Raw genomic sequence first — 16,754 nt, forward strand, 5'->3', positions numbered from 1 at the left:
GTATCGCGAGAAGGATTATAAATAGTCATGAAGATCACAAAACTTGAAATTATCCCGATTTCCACACCTTTACGCCGCCCCATCGTGATGGGTGGTGGAACCGTTACCGCTATTCACAGCATCATTCTTAAAATTCATACCGACGAGGGTCTGGTCGGCTTTTCCGATTCCGGCGACACCTCGTCGTGGTATCGTGGCGAGACTCAGGATTCCATGGCCGCCATGATCGGAGACTTCTTCGCGCCGCAGATCCTGCTCGGCGAGGACCCGACCAAGATCGAGAAGATCGTCGGCCGCATGGACATAATGGCCCGCGACAACAATCAGGCCAAGGCAACCGTCGACTTCGCCCTTCACGATCTGGTGGGGAAGATCCTGGAAACGCCGGTCTACAACCTGCTGGGCGGCAAGACCATCGACCGCGTCCCGCTTGGCCTGGTGCTGTCGGCGGGCAAGCCCGAGGTGCTGATTCCGGACTGCCTGGCCATCCTCAAGGAAGGCTACAGTTTCCTCAAGATCAAGACCGGCAACGCCACCCTCAAGGAGGACGTGGCCACCATCGCCGCAGTGCGCGAGGCCGTCGGATACGACGTCAATCTGTTCATCGACGTCAATGGATTCTGGACCTACGATCAGGCGCTGAACACCATCCGCGCGCTGGAGAAGTTTAACCTCTCCATGATCGAGCAGCCCCTTCCCGCCTGGGATATCGAGGGCATGGCCCGGCTGCGCGGCAAGGTTGCCACTCCGATCTACGCCGACGAATCGGCGCAGGAGCTTCACCACCTCATGGACATCATCAACCGGCGTGCCGCCGATGGCCTGATGATCAAGACCCAGAAGGCCGGCGGCCTGGTCAAGTCCAAGCGTTGGCTGACCATGGCGCGCCTGGCCAACATGCCGGTGATCTGCGGCTGCATGGTGGGCTCCGGTCTGGAAGCCAGCCCCGCGACCCATCTGCTGGTCGCGGACGACTGGATCGCCCGCTTCCCGCAGGAAAATGCCGGTCCGCTCCACATTCACGACGTTCTGAACAGCGGCTCGATCACCGACGATCTGGCCCTGAACGGCCCGCGCTTCGAGGGCGGCTTCCTCTATCCCAACGATGGTCCCGGTCTCGGCATCGACATCAACGAGGATCTGCTCCAGCGCCTGATCACGCCGGGCAAGTCCATTCGCGTCATCACCGCCTGACCCTCGCCCCATGGCCGCGCAGACGCGGCCATGGGCTCCCCACCCAGCGCCGGACTTTCCAAACCGACAGGTGAAACACACATGGCGACTTTTTCTTTGACCGGCGGCCTGAAGGGCTTGCGCATCCTCGATGTCAGCCAAGCCCTGGCGGGGCCGTTCTGTACCCAGATGCTGGCCGACCATGGCGCCGACGTCGTCAAGGTCGAACCCCCCGAGGGTGAAATGGCGCGCCGCGTCGGCCCATTCACCCAGGACGACACCGTGCGGGCCTATGGCGGCATGTTTCAATGCTGCAACCGCAACAAGCGCGGTATCGCGCTGGACCTGAAGCATCCCGAGGGCCGCGAGGTCTTTCTGAAAATGGCAGAATCCGCCGATGCCGTGGTCGAGAACTTCCGCGTCGGGGTCATGGACCGGCTCGGCCTGGGATACGAGACCCTGGCCGAGCGCAATCCGCGCCTGGTCTACACCTCCATCCGCGGATTCGGCGACCCGCGCGGCGGACGCAGTCCCTATGCCGACTGGCCCGCGGTCGACATCGTTTCCCAGGCCATGGGGGGACTGATGGGCCTCACCGGTCCGGATGCCCATACGCCGATCAAGGTCGGCGCCGGCCCCGGCGACGCCATCCCCGGCCTGTTCGCCGCCTACGCCACCATGGTGGCATTGTGGGAAGCCCGCACCTCGGGCAAGGGGCAGTATGTGGATGTCGGCATGATCGACAGCGTCCTGGCCTTCTGCGAGCCGGTCACCAACATCTACTCCTATCTGGACAAGGTTCCCGGACCGGTCGGCAACCGCAACCCCGAGATCAGCCCCATGGGCGCAGTCCGCGCCAAGGACGGCTGGGTCGCCATCGCGGTACCGCCCGGGCGGATCTGGGAGATCTTCTGCCAAGCCATCGGGCGGCCCGAGTTGATCAAGGACCCCCGTTTCGCCACCGAGCGCGCCCGGGTCGAAAACACCGACGAGGTCTATGCCGTCGTCGAGGATTTCACCTTGCGCCACACCAAGGCGGAGCTTTCCGCCATCCTGGGCGGCAAGGTCCCGTTCGGGCCGGTCTACGACGCGGCCGACATCTTCGCCGATCCCCACTACCAGATTCGCGACATGCTGCCCCAGGTCGAACAGCCCGGCTCGGCTCGGCGGGTCACCGTTCCCGGCGTTCCCCCCAAGTTGACCCGGACTCCCGGCGGTGTCCATGTTAGGGCGCCCCTGCTGGGGGAACATACCGACGAGGTTCTGGCCGCGTTGGGATTCGGCGAGGAACAGCTCACCCAATTGCGCAAGTCGGGAGCCATCGCCTGATTTGTGCATCCGGGGGGACCGGTGTCGCTCCTCTCTTCGCCGGTCCCCCGCAAGGCTTAGTTTCAGGGAGAATCACATGATGACCGAGGGCAAGGGACCACTGGCGGGCGTCCGGGTGGTGGAATTCGCAGGCATCGGGCCCTGTCCGTTTTCCGGGATGCTGCTGGCCCAGATGGGGGCGGAGGTCTTGCGGATCGAGCGGGCGGGGCACGCCGATTATCTCCCCATTCCGCCGCAGTTCGACTTTCTCAATACCGGCAAGACCCGATTGGCGGTCGATCTGAAAAGTCCCGAGGGACTGGCGCGTCTGATGGACATCATCGCCACCGCCGAAATCGTAATCGAGGGATACCGTCCCGGCGTCATGGAGCGCCTCGGCCTCGGTCCCAAGGACTGCCACGCCCGCAATCCCCGCCTGGTCTACGGCCGGGTGACCGGCTGGGGCCAGGACGGCCCCTATGCCGCCGAAGCCGGGCACGACATCAACTACATCGCCATCACCGGTGCCCTTCATGCCATCGGGCCGGCCGGCGGCCCCCCGGTACCGCCCCTCAATCTGGTCGGTGATTTCGGCGGTGGCGTCTATCTCTGCTTCGGCGTCGCCGCCGCCCTGGCATCGGCACGTTCCACCGGCAGGGGGCAGGTGGTGGAAACCGCCATGGTGGATGCGGCCGCCCACCTGATGACCTTTCTCTATGGCCTGCGTCAGGCGGGACTGTGGTCGCTGGATCGCGGCGACAACGAGGCCGATGGCGGCTTCCCGTTCTATGGCGTCTATCAGGCCGGCGATGGCGGCTGGCTGGCGGTCGCCGCCGCCGAGATGAAGTTCCGTCTGGCGCTGATCGACGGTCTGGGCCTCGATCGCGATCTGGCCAAGCGGGCGGCATCCCGACAGGCCTGGCCGGACATCCGCAGCCAATTGGCCGAAGCCTTCGCCACCAGATCGCGCGACGAGTGGTGTGATCTTCTGGCGGGAACCGACGCCTGTGTCTCGCCGATCCTGCACATGGACGAGGCTCCGAGCAATCCCCACGCCGTCGCCAGGGGCTTGTTCACCACGGATAACGGCGTGGTCCGTCCCGCGCCGGCTCCACGATTTTCCGAGGGCAGCAGCGCACCGTCCTTTGCCGAACCGGGTGCTCTGCTGGAACGGTGGGGGTGCCCCTGAAACCTCACCGGGGCGGCCTGGAGGAGGTCTCCGGGCCGCCCGACGACCATCACGTCCGGTGCCGGGACAGCAAGGCCGGCAGGGCGCCCTTGGCGACCTTGCCGATGGCCGTCCGCGGCAGTTCATCCAAGACCAGAAGGTGGCGGGGAATTTTGTAGCGGGCGATCCGCCCGTCGCAGTAATCCTGAATCGTCTCAAGGCTTACCGTCGCGCCGGAAACCGGGACGACCGCCGCGCAGACCACCTCGCCGAACTTGGCGTCCTTCATTCCGAAGACGGCCACCTCGGATATCTGGGGATGGGAGGCGAGCACCTTCTCCACCTCCATGGGAAAGATGTTCTCGCCGCCCGAGATGATCATGAAGTTCTTGCGCTCGACGATGGTGAAGAAGCCATCCTCCTCCTGGCGCGCCATGTCTCCCGTATAAATCCATCCGTCCCGGATGGCATCTCCGGTCGCCCTTTCGTCGCTCCAATAGCCGATCATTCCGCTGGTTTCCGCGGCAACGACGATTTCGCCGACCGCACCGATGGGCACGTCGTTACCCTCGGCGTCGATGATGCGGCTAAGGGTATTGAAGACCGGCCGCCCGGTCATTCCCGGATGATACCGGTGTTGCTCGGGCCGCAGGCACGAAATCAAGCCGGCATCGGTCGTTCCATATCCCTGGAAGAAGTCGGCCTTGAAGACCGTACAGGCTTCGGCCAGCAGTTCCGGAGCGATGGGCATGGCGCCGTAGTGAATCTTGCGCAAGGTGCCCAGATCGTATTTCCCCGATTTGGCAACCGGCGTCACCATGGCCAACATGGTGGGAACCCAGTGCGTCAGGGTGACGCCATGCCGGGCGACATCCGACAGAATCCGATCGGCATCGAAGCTTCCGCGATAACAGACCACCGTGGCCCCGACCATGAGGGCGGGGTTGAGGACGGAGGCAAACCCTCCATTGTGAAACAGCGGTACCGCCAGCTGCAGAACATCCGGCTCCCGAACCTCCATCTCGATGGCGATGGCCAGGAAGATGCGCAAGTATTTTTCATGCGACACCATCACCCCCTTGGGTGCCCCGGTGGTGCCGCTGGTGTACATGATGGCCGCCGCCGTGGCGGGATCGACCACGGGAAGGGAAAGCGCACGATCCGATGCGGCGATATAATCCTCCAGGTTGGCCGGGCCGTCGGGACCGGACCGGCCGGAGCGGATCAGGATGATGTCCGGCGGATTGGCCATGCCGGCCACGGCGTCGCCAAGGATGGGCAGGAATTCCGGTTCCACGAACAGCACCCCGGCCCCGCAATGGGTCAATACACCGACGATTTCCGTTCCGACGAAGCGGGTATTGATGGGAACGAGAATCGCACCGGCCTTGGCGACACCTTGCGCGATGATCACGAACTCGGGGGAGTTCTGCGAAAGAATGGCGATCCGCGCCCCCGCTCCCCGCCCGTCCGCGATCAACGAGCGGGCCAAGCTGGTGGAGAGGGCGTCGAGGTCCTGAAAGGTCAGGGCCTCATCACCCATCCTTACCGCGACCTTCCCCGGACAGCGGCGCGCATTCAGCCGCGAGAAGTCTCCAAGCGTCTTCATGAGTTGAAGCCTCCCAAGAACATTTTTCAATTTATTAAATAATAATCGAAGCCCCTATAGCAATACCCGATCATTCATTACTGATTATATTTATAATTGAAATAGTCTCGTGCTGTATAACCTATGCCCGCACCAAATGCATCTCTAAGTCACTCCGACTACTGAACAGCCGAACGCCTTGGTCGACCGAGAATAAAAACAAGAACTCCGAATCCATGGATCAGAGTCATCAACCCCACCAGGGCGGCCGGAGAAATTCCCACGACGGTCCCCGCCAGATTGGACGCGACCGCGGCGGCACACATCTGAAGAAACCCTCCCAAGGCCGATGCCGTTCCGCTCAGGTGGCGCGCCTCCGACATGGCGATGGAAATACCGCTGGCGATGCCCAGACCGTGCCCGAAGGACACCAGCAGCATCGGGGCGAACAGGTTGAACGCCGAAAGCGGCAGCAAGACGACAAGCCCCAACAGGATGCAAAGCCCAATGGCGGTCCCCCCTCCGCCCAACAGCAACGTCTTGGTCGGACCCAGCCGGGTACTGATCTTGCGGGCCACCGCATTGCCCAGAACGAACCCGGCGGGAGCGACCATTGCCATCGCCCCGTACTCCCCCGACGTCCGATGCATGGTGTTGACGACGATATAGGGAGCCCCCGCCATGAAGGCGAAATAGCTGCTGGGAATGAGCGCCGTCGCAATGGAGACCGGCAGGAACTTGCCACTTCGCAGAACCTCGCCGTAGGAGGACAGCAGCGAGCCCAACGACGGCTTCAGTCGCCGGAAATGGGTCTCCCGCAAGCCGATGACGCACGAGGCCATCAGGCCGAACGACGCGAGGCCCAGAAGCAGGAAAACGTAGCGCCAGCCGAACCATTCGCTGATATAGCCGCCGATGGTCGGAGCCACCATCGGGGCCGTGGCCGACACCATGACCACCGTGGACAGGGCGGCTGCGAATTTCTCGTTGGGAAAGACGTCTTGGATAATGGCCCGCGACATCACCATTCCCACGCATCCGCCGAATGCTTGGGTGAAGCGCGAGAATATGAGAAAATAGATCGAGTCGGAAAAGAGGCAAGCGAAGCTGGAAAGGCAATACAGCAAGATACCGCCAAGAACGACGATCCGACGACCAAAGATATCCGACAACGGACCATACAATAACTGCCCGATGGAAACGCCGACGAAATACAACGTCAGCGCCCACTGGACCACGTCCCGCCCGACCGAGAATTCATCGGCGATCACCGGAAGTGCCGGAACGAAAAGATTGACGGCCAGGGGACCGGCCGCGGCGATTCCGGCCAGGATGAAAATATGGGGACGCTTGGCGCTGTCGACGGTCACACGGTATCCAATCAAGAAAACGATCCAGGGGATGGAAGGAGGGGAGCATCATTGCCCCCACTCCCGCTCAGGCGACCAAGGCCCCGTCTTCGCCGTATTGGGAGGCGGAAACGAACCGTTCGAGATGATGGTCGGCGTCCCCGTACAGGCTGGACAGCACCAGCAGGCGCTTGAAATAGCGCCCGGCGCCATATTCATCGGTCATCCCCATGGCGCCGTGCAGTTGGATGGCCTGCTGGCCAATATAGCGGCCTGACCGACAAACCTGCACCTTGGCGGCGGAGATGATGCGCCGACGCTCCTGCGCATTGTCCAGGTCGGCGGCGATGGCCGCTCCGGCGGCGATGGAGCGGGCCAATTCCAGTGCCACACGCATATCGACGACGCGGTGCTGCAAGGCCTGGAACTTTCCGATGGGCACCCCGAATTGCCGGCGGGTCTGCAGATATTCCACTGTCATGTCGAACACCGCCGACATGGCCCCCACCGCTTCGCCGGCCAGGGCCGCGACACCGAATTCCTCCGCCCGCCGGGCGATGGCTCCGCCCTGTCCCAAGCTGCCGAGCGTCGCCGTCTTATCCACCCGCACGCCGTCCAGAACGATCTCGGCCGCCTCGCGACCGTCGACGGTAAGGACGGGGCGCCGCGTCACCCCCGGAAGGTCGCCGGATACCAGGAAGACGCCGATACCGTCCTCGTCACCGGCCTCTCCGGAGAGGCGTGCCGTCACCAGCAGCAGGTCGGCCTCGGCACCGGACAAGACCACCGCCTTACGGCCGTCGAGAACAAAGCCGTCCTTCGATGGCACCGCCGTGGTCGCGACCCGGGACAGGCTGTATCGCGACTTGGGCTCACCGAAGGCCGGAACGACGATCAGTGATCCATCCGCCACGCGGGGCAACAGATAGGCCTTTTGTTCCTCGCTGCAGTGATCGGCCAGCAATCGCCCCGCGACCGCCACCACCGGGATATAGGGATCGGTCAACAAGTGCCGGCCCATCTCCTCGGCAACGATCATGGTCTCCACGCCGCCACCGCCAAAACCGCCGAAATCCTCGTCGAACGGCAGCCCGAGGAGGCCCATGTCGGCGTAGCGGCCCCATCGGTCGGCCGCCGTCACCGCCTTCTTGTCCATGGCGGCGCGAAGATCGGCACTGAACCGCGCAACGCTGCCCTTCAGGATCGCCTGCTCCTCGTTAAGAATGAAATCCATGGGAATACCTCACAATCCGAGAATGGATTTGGCCAAAACGTTGCGCTGGATCTCGTTCGCGCCGCCGTAGATCGAAATCTTCCGCGAATCGAGATAGTTGGATGCCAGGGTCGCGGCGTAGTCGGGACCAACCGGCTCGCCCTGCCCCCAGCCGCTGCGCACCACGTCGTTGTCGTAGGGAATGATGTAGGGGCCGACCACTTCGCTCAGCATTTCGAAGATCTCCTGGCGCAGTTCGGTTCCCTTGATCTTCAGCAGCGAGGACTCGACACCCGGCCCCTTCCCTTCGCCTTCCTGCAGCAGACGGATACTGGTGTATTCAAGGGCCAGCAGCTCGATTTCCAGCGTGGCGATCCGGTCCCGGAAACGGGGTTTCTCGATCAGCGGCCGTCCATCCGATGTTTCGCTGGCCGCCAGCCGCTTGAGCCGGTTCAACTGCCGCTTGGCCAGCCCGATTCCGGCGATGCCGTGGCGCTCGAACCCCAGCAGGAACTTGGCATAGCTCCAGCCCTTGCCGTCCTCGCCGACCAGATTGGCCACCGGAACCCGGACATTGTCGAAGAAGCACTGATAAAGCTCCTGGCCGCCGTCGATGGTCTTGATGTGATGGATGGACAGGCCGGGACTCTTCATGTCGATCAGCATCATGGAGATGCCTTCCTGCGGCTTGACGTCAGGCCTTGTGCGAACCAGCGCGAACATCATCTCGGCGTAATGGGCCTGGGTCTGCCAGATCTTGGTGCCGTTGACCACGTAGGCGTCGCCGTCGAGGACGGCGCGGGTGGCCAGGGACGCCAGATCCGAGCCGGAACCGGGCTCGCTGAAGCCCTGGGCCCACCACAAATCCCCCTGGCGCATGGCCGGCAGGTATTTGCGCTTCTGCTCCTCCGTGCCGAACGCGATCAGCACCGGGCCGATCATGTTGATGCCGGCGGTCACCGGAGGAGCGGCGCCCAGGGCGATCTCCTCCTCGAAGATATAGCGCTGCAGGGCCGTCCAGCCCGTCCCGCCATGTTCCTTGGGCCAGCCGGGGGTAATCCATCCCTTGGCGTGCAGGGCACGATACCATTGGACGTAGTCCGCCTTGTCCAGACGCCGGCCCTCCTCGACGCGGCAGCGGGTTTCCGGGGACAGCTTTTCCCGGATGAACGCACGAACCTCGTCTCGAAAGACTTCCATCTCCGCCGAGAATGCGAATTTCATTCAGCCTCTCCTGCTCTACTTCGCTCCCCTCGGGAGAGCGGCTAGTGTATTTCCGATTGGGAGACGATCAGCACGTCCAGCGCCTGAACGCCTTGGCCGGCCGGATAGGCGACCAGGGGATTGATATCGAGCTCCCGCACCTCGGGCGCCGCCAGGATCAGTTGGCCCAGCCGAACCACGGTCCTGGCCACCGCCTCCACATCCACGGCAGGAGCTCCGCGCACGCCATCCAGCATCGCGGCGCCCTTCAGCGTCCTCAGCGCGGACAGCACTCCGGCTTCGTCGCAATCGGCGGGCAGGAAGACGACGTCCTTCAGAACCTCGATCCAGATACCGCCGAGGCCGATCATCAGCACCGGTCCCCATTGTTCGTCACGCCGGGCGCCCACCACCAGTTCCAGGCCGCGCTCGCCCATTTTCTCCACCAGGATGCCGTCCAGCACCAGGCCGGGGCAGGCCCGGGCGAGATCGGCCGTCATCTTGTCCCAGGCCGCGCGCAGCGCTGCCGGATCATGAATGCCGATGATGACGCCGCCGGCGTCGCTCTTGTGGGGCAGATCGGCCGATTGGGCCTTCAGCACGACCGGATAGCCGATGCCGCAGGCGACGGCCAGGGCGTTATCGATATTCTTGGCCAAGGCACCGGCGGGGATCGGCACACCGGTCTGGGCCAGCCACGACTTGCCCAGGTATTCGGGAAGCAGGCCGGGCCGAGGCAAGGGGCGGATCGCCCTCAGGGCGACGGTCATCGCCCGGTCCGCGTATTTCAGCAAATTCCCGTATCTGGTCATCTGGCCGATGGCCGCCAGGGCGCGGCCGGCCGAGCGGAAGAACGGAACCCCGGCCTCCCGCGTGATGTTGTAGGCATCCTCGGGCAGGGGCGAATCTCCGCCCAGCATGAGAACGACCACCGGCGTATCCACACCCCGGGCGGCGGTACAAACGGCGGTCAATTTCGCCTTGACCACATGGGGCGCCCCCATGAGCAGGCAGACCAGAATACTGCCCACGCCGGAATCCGCGCTCATGGCGCGGATGGAACCGCCGTACATCCCGCTCATGTCGCGCATGACCTGAGCGGTCAAGTCGAGCGGATTGCTGAGATCGGCGAATTCCGGCATGACCTCGGCCAGGGCGTCCACCGTGGCCTTGGAAAGGTTGGGGATGTCCACCCCAGCCGTCTCGCAGAAATCCAGGGACAACCCCTTGAACGCCCCGGAATCGGTGATGATCGCCAATCCCTTGGTCGGACGCTGGGAATAGGCGGTGAGGAGTTCGGCGGTATCGATGACCTGTTCGATGTCGTCGACGACCAGGACCGCCTCGCCGGTAACCAGGGTCCGCATGGTGGTGAAATCCGACGCCATGGCGCCGGTATGGGATCGGGCCGCCTCGCGCGAGCGCTCGCTTCGGCCGGAATGCAGCAGAATGATCGGCTTGCCCAGCGCCCTCGCCCGGCCGGCCAGTTCGAGGAACCGCCGGGGCTGGCGCAATTGCTCGGCGAACATGGCGATGGTACGGATGTGGGGATCATCCACCATCTCTTCCAGGAAGTCCTCGATCTGGACCACCGCTTCGTTGCCGGTGGAAACGGCATAGGACAGCGGAATTCCGCGAGCCTCCGCCGCTTCCATCAGGCACCCCATCATTCCGCCGCTTTGCGAAAGAACCGCCAGGCCAGGCCTGTGATTGGCCGGGTTGGGACGTACCGGCCCCGAGGTCAGCGGAATGCCGTCGACGAAATTGACCAGGCCGTAGCAGTTGGGCCCCAGCAGGGCGAGTCCCGCGTCGCGGGCCACCTCGGTCATGACCTGCTGCTGCCGGATGCCTTCCTCTCCGGTTTCGGAGAAGCCGGAGGTAAAGACCACGGCGGCCCCCACTCCGCGCCGGGCGCAGGCTTGCACGGCCTCGACCGTGGCCACCTGGGGAATGGCGAGCATCACCACATCGACTCCCGGCGGAAGATCATCCACGGACCGCACGCACGGCCGCCCGTTGATCTCGCTCCGCTTGGGATTGACCAGATGAATCCGGCCGCCATAGCCGAACCGCTCGAGAGCGCCGAGCGCCCTGGCCCCAATGGTTCCCTGGTCCTCGGAGACGCCCACGATCGCGATGGATTGGGGCCGCAGGAGTCGCCCGACCGGCACCCCGCCACGCGGAGAGGAAGCTACGCTCATGGCTGCTCAGTCCTCCCGGCGATAGGTGCCGAGACCGGGACGGTAGGACTTCTCGTCCAGGAACTGGCTGATCCCTTTCTTCATGCCCCGCTCGGGATCGAACAGGGTCGCCTGGGCCGCCTTGGCGCTGAGATAATCCTCGGCGCATTCCCACGACATTTCGGCGGAATGCTTGTAGGCCAGCTTGGCGGCATTGAGGACCACCGGGTTCTTTTCCATCAGGGAGCGGGCCAGGGTCCGGGTCCGCTCGCGCAGCTCGCCGGCGGGAACCGCCTCGTTAACCAGTCCCATCTGCGCCGCCTTGCGGCCGTCGAAAGGTTCACCGGTCATGATGTAATAAAGGCAGTCGGCCTGATTCATCTTGGCGGCGACGCAACGGGTGACGTTACCGCCGGGGATGATGCCCCAATTAACCTCGGACAGGCCGAACTGGGCATCCTCGGCGGCAATGGACAGGTCGCACGACACCAGGGGAACGAACGCGCCACCAAACAGCCAGCCGTTGACCATGGCGATGGTCGGCTTCAGGAAATACATCAGCTTATTGCGCTGCCAATAGAAGGCGGTCTGGCGGATACGCATGGTCTCATGGGGCGGCTTGCCCTCGACGTCACGGAAATATTCCTTGAGATCCATGCCGGCCGACCAGGAATCGCCGGCGCCGGTAAGCACCAGAACCTTGCAGCGCTCGTCGATCTCCAGAGCCTGAAGCACGTCCAGCATCTCGTCGTTGAGCGCCGGGCTCATGGCATTGCGCTTCTCGGGCCGATTGAAATAAACCCAGGCGATCCCATCCTCGAACTCGACCTTGACGTTCTTGCCACCAGGAACCGGGGCCTGATCAACGGCATTCTTGTGCTTGCTCATATGTATCCTCCAGCCTGCTTAATATTGCATATTGCTTTATGGGCACGCAGGCAGACCAAATATTTCCAGGCCATGACTGCACCGTGCTTTGTTGTCTTATTATGTTAGGGAACAGGGGCGAGAACTCGCAACACGTCTGCTGGCTACCTATGAAGTAGCCAAATACCTACAGCTTGAAGCCGAAACCCCATTGCCGGAGCGACTGGATCGCCACGGCCGGCATTCTTGGTGCCGTTCCCAATTAAAAAGGGGCCAGGACATGCCTGGCCCCCAAGTCGAGGCTCATCTGGGAGACATTGAGGCCCGGATGGAGGCACCGGAACCGTCACCCCGCCGGGAGCCCGCCGGCGGATCGGAAGAAACAGCTAGTCGAGAAGTACGTCGAGCTCAGGCAACACCTTGAAGAGGTCTGCGACCAGGCCGTAATCGGCGACCTGGAAGATGGGGGCCTCTTCGTCCTTGTTGATGGCGACGATGACCTTGGAATCCTTCATGCCGGCCAGATGCTGGATGGCGCCCGAGATGCCGACGGCGATGTAGAGGTCCGGCGCCACGATCTTGCCGGTCTGGCCGACCTGGAAGTCGTTGGGCACGAAGCCGGCGTCGACCGCCGCCCTTGACGCACCCACGGCGGCGCCCAGCTTGTCGGCCACCGCCTCGAGCAGCGGGAAGTTGTCGCCCGACTGCATGCCGCGCCCGCCCGAGATGATGATGCGGGCAGACGTCAACTCGGGGCGCTCGGACTTGGACAACTGGCTGCCCACGTAGGACGACAGGGCCGGATCGGCGGCGGCGGCCACATTCTCGACGGCGGCGGAGCCGCCCTCCGCCTTGGCCGCCTCGAAGCCGGTGCCGCGCACGGTGATCACCTTGGTGGCGTCCTTGGACTGCACGGTGGCCAGGGCGTTGCCGGCATAGATCGGGCGGATGAAGGTGTCGGGGGACACCACGCCGGTGATCTCCGACACCTGGGCCACGTCGAGCAGCGCCGCGACGCGGGGCGCCACGTTCTTGCCCCCCGTGGTGGCCGGCGCCAGGATGTGGCTGTAGCCGCCGGCCAGGCTCACCACCAGGGCGGCCAGGGGCTCGGCCAGATGGTTGGCGTAAAGGGCGGCGTCGGCCGACAGCACCTTGGCGACACCCGCCACCTTGGCGGCGGCCTCGGCCACGGCAGTGATGCCGCTTCCTGCGACCAGGACGTGCACATCGCCGCCGATCCTGGCGGCGGCGGTGACGGTGTTCAGCGTGGCGGCCTTGAGAGCGCCGCCCTCGTGCTCGGCTAGAACCAGAATGGTCATTCGTTCGTCCCTTTCCCGTCGTCATGCCCGGACTTGGTCCGGGTATCCACGGCCGTGCCGCGCCTCGATCCTGGGTGCTGCGGCACCGTCGTGGATGGCCGGGTCGAGCCCGGCCATGACGATGAAGTGTTAAATGACTTTGGCTTCGTTCTTCAGCTTGTCGACCAGGGCGGCCACGTCGGGCACCTTGATGCCGGCCTTGCGCCTGGGCGGCTCCTCGACCTTCAGCGTCACCAGACGCGGCGCCACGTCGACGCCCAGATCGGCCGGCGAGACCGTGTCGATGGGCTTCTTCTTGGCCTTCATGATGTTGGGCAGGGACGCGTAGCGCGGCTCGTTGAGGCGCAGATCGGTGGTCACCACCGCCGGCAGCCTGAGGCTCACCGTCTCCAGGCCGCCGTCCACCTCGCGGGTCACCGTGATGGCGTCGCCGACAATTTCCACCTTGGAGGCGAAGGTGCCCTGGGGGCGGCCCAGCAGCGCCGCCAGCATCTGGCCGGTCTGGTTGCTGTCGTCGTCGATGGCCTGCTTGCCCAGGATGATCAGGCCCGGCTGTTCCTTGTCCACCAGGGCCTTCAGGACCTTGGCGACGGCCAGCGGCTGGACCTCGTCGTCACAAGACACCAGGATGCCGCGGTCGGCGCCCATGGCCAGAGCGGTGCGCAGCGTCTCCGATGCCGCGGCCGGGCCCACCGACACCACCACAACCTCGGCGGCCTTGCCCGCTTCCTTGAGCCGAACCGCCTCCTCCACCGCGATCTCGTCGAACGGGTTCATGGAGAACTTGACGTTCTGCGTCTCGACGCCCGAACCGTCCGACTTCACACGAATCTTCACGTTATAGTCGATCACCCGCTTGATCGCGACGAGTACCTTGGTCATCACAGCTCCTTGGCCTTCTGGCGCAGCATGAACTTCTGGACCTTGCCGGTCGAGGTCTTGGGCAGACCGCCGAATACGATGGTCCTCGGCACCTTGAAGTGGGCCATGCGTTCGCGGCAGAAGCTGATGATATCGGCTTCGGTGGCCTCGGCGCCATCCTTGAGAGCGATGAAGGCGCAAGGCGTCTCGCCCCATTTCTCGTCGGGCCGGGCCACCACGGCGGCCTCCAGCACGGCGGGGTGGGCATAGAGGACGTCCTCCACCTCGATGGATGAGATGTTCTCTCCGCCTGAGATGATGATGTCCTTGGAGCGGTCCTTGATCTCGATGTAGCCGTCGGGATGGCAGACGGCCAGATCGCCGGTGTGGAACCAGCCGCCTTCGAAGGCTTCCTGGGTGGCCTTCTCGTTCTTCAGGTAGCCCTTCATGACGTTGTTGCCGCGCATGAAGATCTCGCCCACCGTCTTGCCGTCCTTCGGGCAAGGCTCCAGGCTGAGGGGATCGGCGACCATCAGGCCTTCCAGCATGGGGCCGCGCACGCCCTGGCGCGCCTTGATCTGGGCCTTCTCCTCGATGGAGAGCCCGCTCCACTTGTCGTGCCAGACGCACTGGACGGTGGGGCCGTAGCATTCGGTCAGGCCGTAGACATGGGTCACTTCCCAGCCCATGCGCTCCATGCCGGCGATGACGGGGGCGGGTGGGGCGGCACCGGCGGTCATCACCTTGACCGGATGGCTGATGCCGTCCTTCAGCGCGGCCGGGGCGTTGTTGATCATGTTGAGCACGATGGGAGCGCCGCAGAAATTGGTGACCTTCTCGTCCCGGATGGCGCCCATGATGGCGTCGACGCGCACGTGGCGCAGGCAGACGCTGGTGCCGGCGACGACGGCCATGGTCCACGGGAAGCACCAGCCGTTGCAGTGGAACATGGGCAGGGTCCACAGATAGACCGTGTTGTCGCCCATCTGCCAGGACAAGGCGTTGGACACCGCGTTGAGATAGGCGCCGCGATGGTGGTAGACCACGCCCTTGGGATTGCCGGTGGTGCCCGAGGTGTAATTGAGCGCGATGGCCTGCCACTCGTCGCTGGGCATGGTCCAGGGGGCATCGGCCTCGGCCTCGTCCAGAAGCTGCTCGTAGGTCTTCTCGCCCAGCAATTCGCCGCCCTTGAACTGCGGGTCGTCGATGTCGATCACCGGAATGGTGCGGCCCAGCGCCGCCAGGGCCTTCTTCACCACGGGCGAGAACTCGCGGTCGGTGATGAGGATCTTGGCCTCGGCATGGTTGAGAATGAAGGTGACGGCGTCGGCGTCGAGGCGGGTGTTGATGGCGTTCAAGACGGCGCCGGTCAGCGGCACGCCGAAATGGGCCTCGAAGGTCTCGGGCGTGTTGGCGCCCATCAGCGCCACGGTATCGCCCAGTCCGATGCCGCGCTGAGTGAGAGCGGCGGCCAGACGGCGACAGCGCACGAAGGTCTCGGCCCAGGTGCGGCGCACCGGCCCGTGGACGACGGCAAGGCGGTCGGGCCACACGGCGCTGGCGCGCTCGAGGAAGGTGAGCGGCGTCAGCGCCACGAAATTGGCGGCGTTCTTGTCGAGACCCAGTTCATAAGCATTGGCGGACATCATGGACTCTCCCTTCCGAGATTTTGGGACGGGTTCTAGCGGGTTCTCATTGCCCAAGTTTCTCTGGATTATAACGAATTGTTTCCGCTGGACGGGCCGGGCGGAGGCCCTTCGTGCGGCTCGGGATGGCGGCAACGAGTCGGTTTCGGGCTATTCCCACCGCACATCGGTGGCGAACAGGTAGCCGGCGCCGTAGACCGTCTTGATCAGGCGGGGCGATTTGGGATCGGATTCGATCTTCTTTCTGATGCGCGAGATGCGCACGTCGATGGCGCGATCGAAGGCGATGTCGTCCTTTTCCGGCTCGGCGCCCTGCAACTGCTCGCGCGACAGCACCCGCTTGGGGGCCTTCAGCAGGGCGGTGAGCAGCACGGCCTCGGCGGCGGTGAGCGTTTCCTGGCGTCCGTCGGCATGGGTGAGGCTGAGATCGCCGGATTCGAAGACCCATTCGCCGAACACCGCCCTTGTGGTGACCGGCCCGCCGCTGGCGGCCAGTTGCTCGCGCCGGCGGATGACGCCGTTGACGCGGGCCACCAGTTCGCGCGGCTCGAACGGCTTGACGATGTAGTCGTCGGCCCCCAGTTCCAGGCCGAGAACCCGGTCGGAGACGCCGCCGCGCCCGGTGAGGATGATCACCCCGAAGCGCACGTCCTCCCACAGCTCGCGCACCAGGGTCAGGCCGTCCATGTCGGGCAGGCCGAGGTCGACGATGCACAGGTCGGGCGGGTCGCGGCGGATGGCCTGGCGGGCCAGGGCTCCGCTGGCCAGCGGCGTCACCTGATAGCCGTAGCCTTCCAGCACCTGACGCAGCAGGGCGCGGATATCCGGCTCGTCATCGATGACGTAGATGCGCTTCTTCCCGCTCATTCCTTCACTCTG

At 64.3% G+C, this 16,754-nt stretch carries 13 protein-coding genes; 3 read left to right on the top strand and 10 right to left on the bottom strand.

The window, feature by feature from the left end; all coding sequences use genetic code 11:
* Positions 1-27: 27 nt before the first annotated feature.
* From CP958_RS21960 to CP958_RS21970, 3 genes are all read left to right on the top strand, one after another.
* Positions 28-1,194, top strand: coding sequence for an enolase C-terminal domain-like protein (locus CP958_RS21960; protein WP_096704346.1), 1,167 nt, complete (start codon positions 28-30; stop codon positions 1,192-1,194).
* A gap of 81 nt (positions 1,195-1,275) precedes the next feature.
* Positions 1,276-2,502, top strand: a complete 1,227-nt coding sequence (locus CP958_RS21965; RefSeq protein ID WP_096704347.1) for a CoA transferase — start codon at positions 1,276-1,278, stop codon at positions 2,500-2,502.
* A 76-nt stretch (positions 2,503-2,578) separates the two neighbouring features.
* Positions 2,579-3,670, top strand: coding sequence for a CaiB/BaiF CoA-transferase family protein (locus tag CP958_RS21970; protein ID WP_197706439.1), 1,092 nt, complete (start codon positions 2,579-2,581; stop codon positions 3,668-3,670).
* Positions 3,671-3,719: 49 nt separating this feature from the next.
* On the opposite strand, the gene CP958_RS21975 is transcribed toward CP958_RS21970, so the two are convergent.
* From CP958_RS21975 to CP958_RS22020, 10 genes are all read right to left on the bottom strand, one after another.
* Positions 3,720-5,258 carry an AMP-binding protein gene (locus tag CP958_RS21975; RefSeq protein ID WP_096704348.1) on the bottom strand — a complete coding sequence of 513 codons (1,539 nt, stop codon included), beginning with the start codon at positions 5,256-5,258 and terminating at the stop codon, positions 3,720-3,722.
* 158 nt (positions 5,259-5,416) lie between these two features.
* Positions 5,417-6,607 carry a multidrug effflux MFS transporter gene (locus CP958_RS21980; protein ID WP_170959079.1) on the bottom strand — a complete coding sequence of 397 codons (1,191 nt, stop codon included), beginning with the start codon at positions 6,605-6,607 and terminating at the stop codon, positions 5,417-5,419.
* Positions 6,608-6,674: 67 nt separating this feature from the next.
* Positions 6,675-7,820 carry an acyl-CoA dehydrogenase family protein gene (locus CP958_RS21985; protein WP_096704350.1) on the bottom strand — a complete coding sequence of 382 codons (1,146 nt, stop codon included), beginning with the start codon at positions 7,818-7,820 and terminating at the stop codon, positions 6,675-6,677.
* A gap of 9 nt (positions 7,821-7,829) precedes the next feature.
* The gene (locus CP958_RS21990; protein WP_096704351.1) at positions 7,830-9,023 is read right to left on the bottom strand and encodes an acyl-CoA dehydrogenase family protein; all 1,194 of its coding nucleotides are present in this window, start codon (positions 9,021-9,023) and stop codon (positions 7,830-7,832) included.
* A 41-nt stretch (positions 9,024-9,064) separates the two neighbouring features.
* Complete coding sequence (locus CP958_RS21995; protein WP_096704352.1) at positions 9,065-11,203, bottom strand: acetate--CoA ligase family protein; 2,139 nt, start codon at positions 11,201-11,203, stop codon at positions 9,065-9,067.
* A gap of 6 nt (positions 11,204-11,209) precedes the next feature.
* On the bottom strand, positions 11,210-12,070 hold the full coding sequence (locus CP958_RS22000; RefSeq protein WP_096704353.1) for a p-hydroxycinnamoyl CoA hydratase/lyase: 861 nt from the start codon (positions 12,068-12,070) through the stop codon (positions 11,210-11,212).
* A 365-nt stretch (positions 12,071-12,435) separates the two neighbouring features.
* Positions 12,436-13,368 (bottom strand): FAD-binding protein, encoded by a 933-nt coding sequence (locus tag CP958_RS22005; RefSeq protein ID WP_096704354.1) that lies wholly within the window; start codon positions 13,366-13,368, stop codon positions 12,436-12,438.
* 129 nt (positions 13,369-13,497) lie between these two features.
* Positions 13,498-14,250 carry an electron transfer flavoprotein subunit beta/FixA family protein gene (locus CP958_RS22010; protein WP_096704355.1) on the bottom strand — a complete coding sequence of 251 codons (753 nt, stop codon included), beginning with the start codon at positions 14,248-14,250 and terminating at the stop codon, positions 13,498-13,500.
* Positions 14,250-15,878 carry an acyl-CoA synthetase gene (locus CP958_RS22015; RefSeq protein WP_197706440.1) on the bottom strand — a complete coding sequence of 543 codons (1,629 nt, stop codon included), beginning with the start codon at positions 15,876-15,878 and terminating at the stop codon, positions 14,250-14,252. The genes CP958_RS22010 and CP958_RS22015 overlap by 1 nt, the downstream gene beginning before the upstream one ends.
* Positions 15,879-16,025: 147 nt before the next feature.
* Positions 16,026-16,742 (bottom strand): response regulator transcription factor, encoded by a 717-nt coding sequence (locus CP958_RS22020; protein WP_096704356.1) that lies wholly within the window; start codon positions 16,740-16,742, stop codon positions 16,026-16,028.
* Positions 16,743-16,754 lie beyond the last annotated feature (12 nt).

This window comes from Magnetospirillum sp. 15-1 (genome assembly GCF_900184795.1).
In the GTDB taxonomy this organism is placed as follows: domain Bacteria; phylum Pseudomonadota; class Alphaproteobacteria; order Rhodospirillales; family Magnetospirillaceae; genus Phaeospirillum.

What these genes read in the sequence shown, in the direction of transcription:
- CP958_RS21960 (WP_096704346.1), top strand. Translation starts at nt 28, where the DNA reads ATGAAGATCACAAAACTTGAAATTATCCCGATTTCCACACCTTTACGC.
- CP958_RS21965 (WP_096704347.1), top strand. Translation starts at nt 1,276, where the DNA reads ATGGCGACTTTTTCTTTGACCGGCGGCCTGAAGGGCTTGCGCATCCTC.
- CP958_RS21975 (WP_096704348.1), bottom strand. Translation starts at nt 5,258, where the DNA reads ATGAAGACGCTTGGAGACTTCTCGCGGCTGAATGCGCGCCGCTGTCCG.
- CP958_RS21985 (WP_096704350.1), bottom strand. Translation starts at nt 7,820, where the DNA reads ATGGATTTCATTCTTAACGAGGAGCAGGCGATCCTGAAGGGCAGCGTT.
- CP958_RS22000 (WP_096704353.1), bottom strand. Translation starts at nt 12,070, where the DNA reads ATGAGCAAGCACAAGAATGCCGTTGATCAGGCCCCGGTTCCTGGTGGC.
- CP958_RS21990 (WP_096704351.1), bottom strand. Translation starts at nt 9,023, where the DNA reads ATGAAATTCGCATTCTCGGCGGAGATGGAAGTCTTTCGAGACGAGGTT.
- CP958_RS22020 (WP_096704356.1), bottom strand. Translation starts at nt 16,742, where the DNA reads ATGAGCGGGAAGAAGCGCATCTACGTCATCGATGACGAGCCGGATATC.
- CP958_RS22015 (WP_197706440.1), bottom strand. Translation starts at nt 15,878, where the DNA reads ATGATGTCCGCCAATGCTTATGAACTGGGTCTCGACAAGAACGCCGCC.
- CP958_RS21995 (WP_096704352.1), bottom strand. Translation starts at nt 11,203, where the DNA reads ATGAGCGTAGCTTCCTCTCCGCGTGGCGGGGTGCCGGTCGGGCGACTC.
- CP958_RS21970 (WP_197706439.1), top strand. Translation starts at nt 2,579, where the DNA reads ATGATGACCGAGGGCAAGGGACCACTGGCGGGCGTCCGGGTGGTGGAA.
- CP958_RS22010 (WP_096704355.1), bottom strand. Translation starts at nt 14,250, where the DNA reads ATGACCAAGGTACTCGTCGCGATCAAGCGGGTGATCGACTATAACGTG.
- CP958_RS22005 (WP_096704354.1), bottom strand. Translation starts at nt 13,368, where the DNA reads ATGACCATTCTGGTTCTAGCCGAGCACGAGGGCGGCGCTCTCAAGGCC.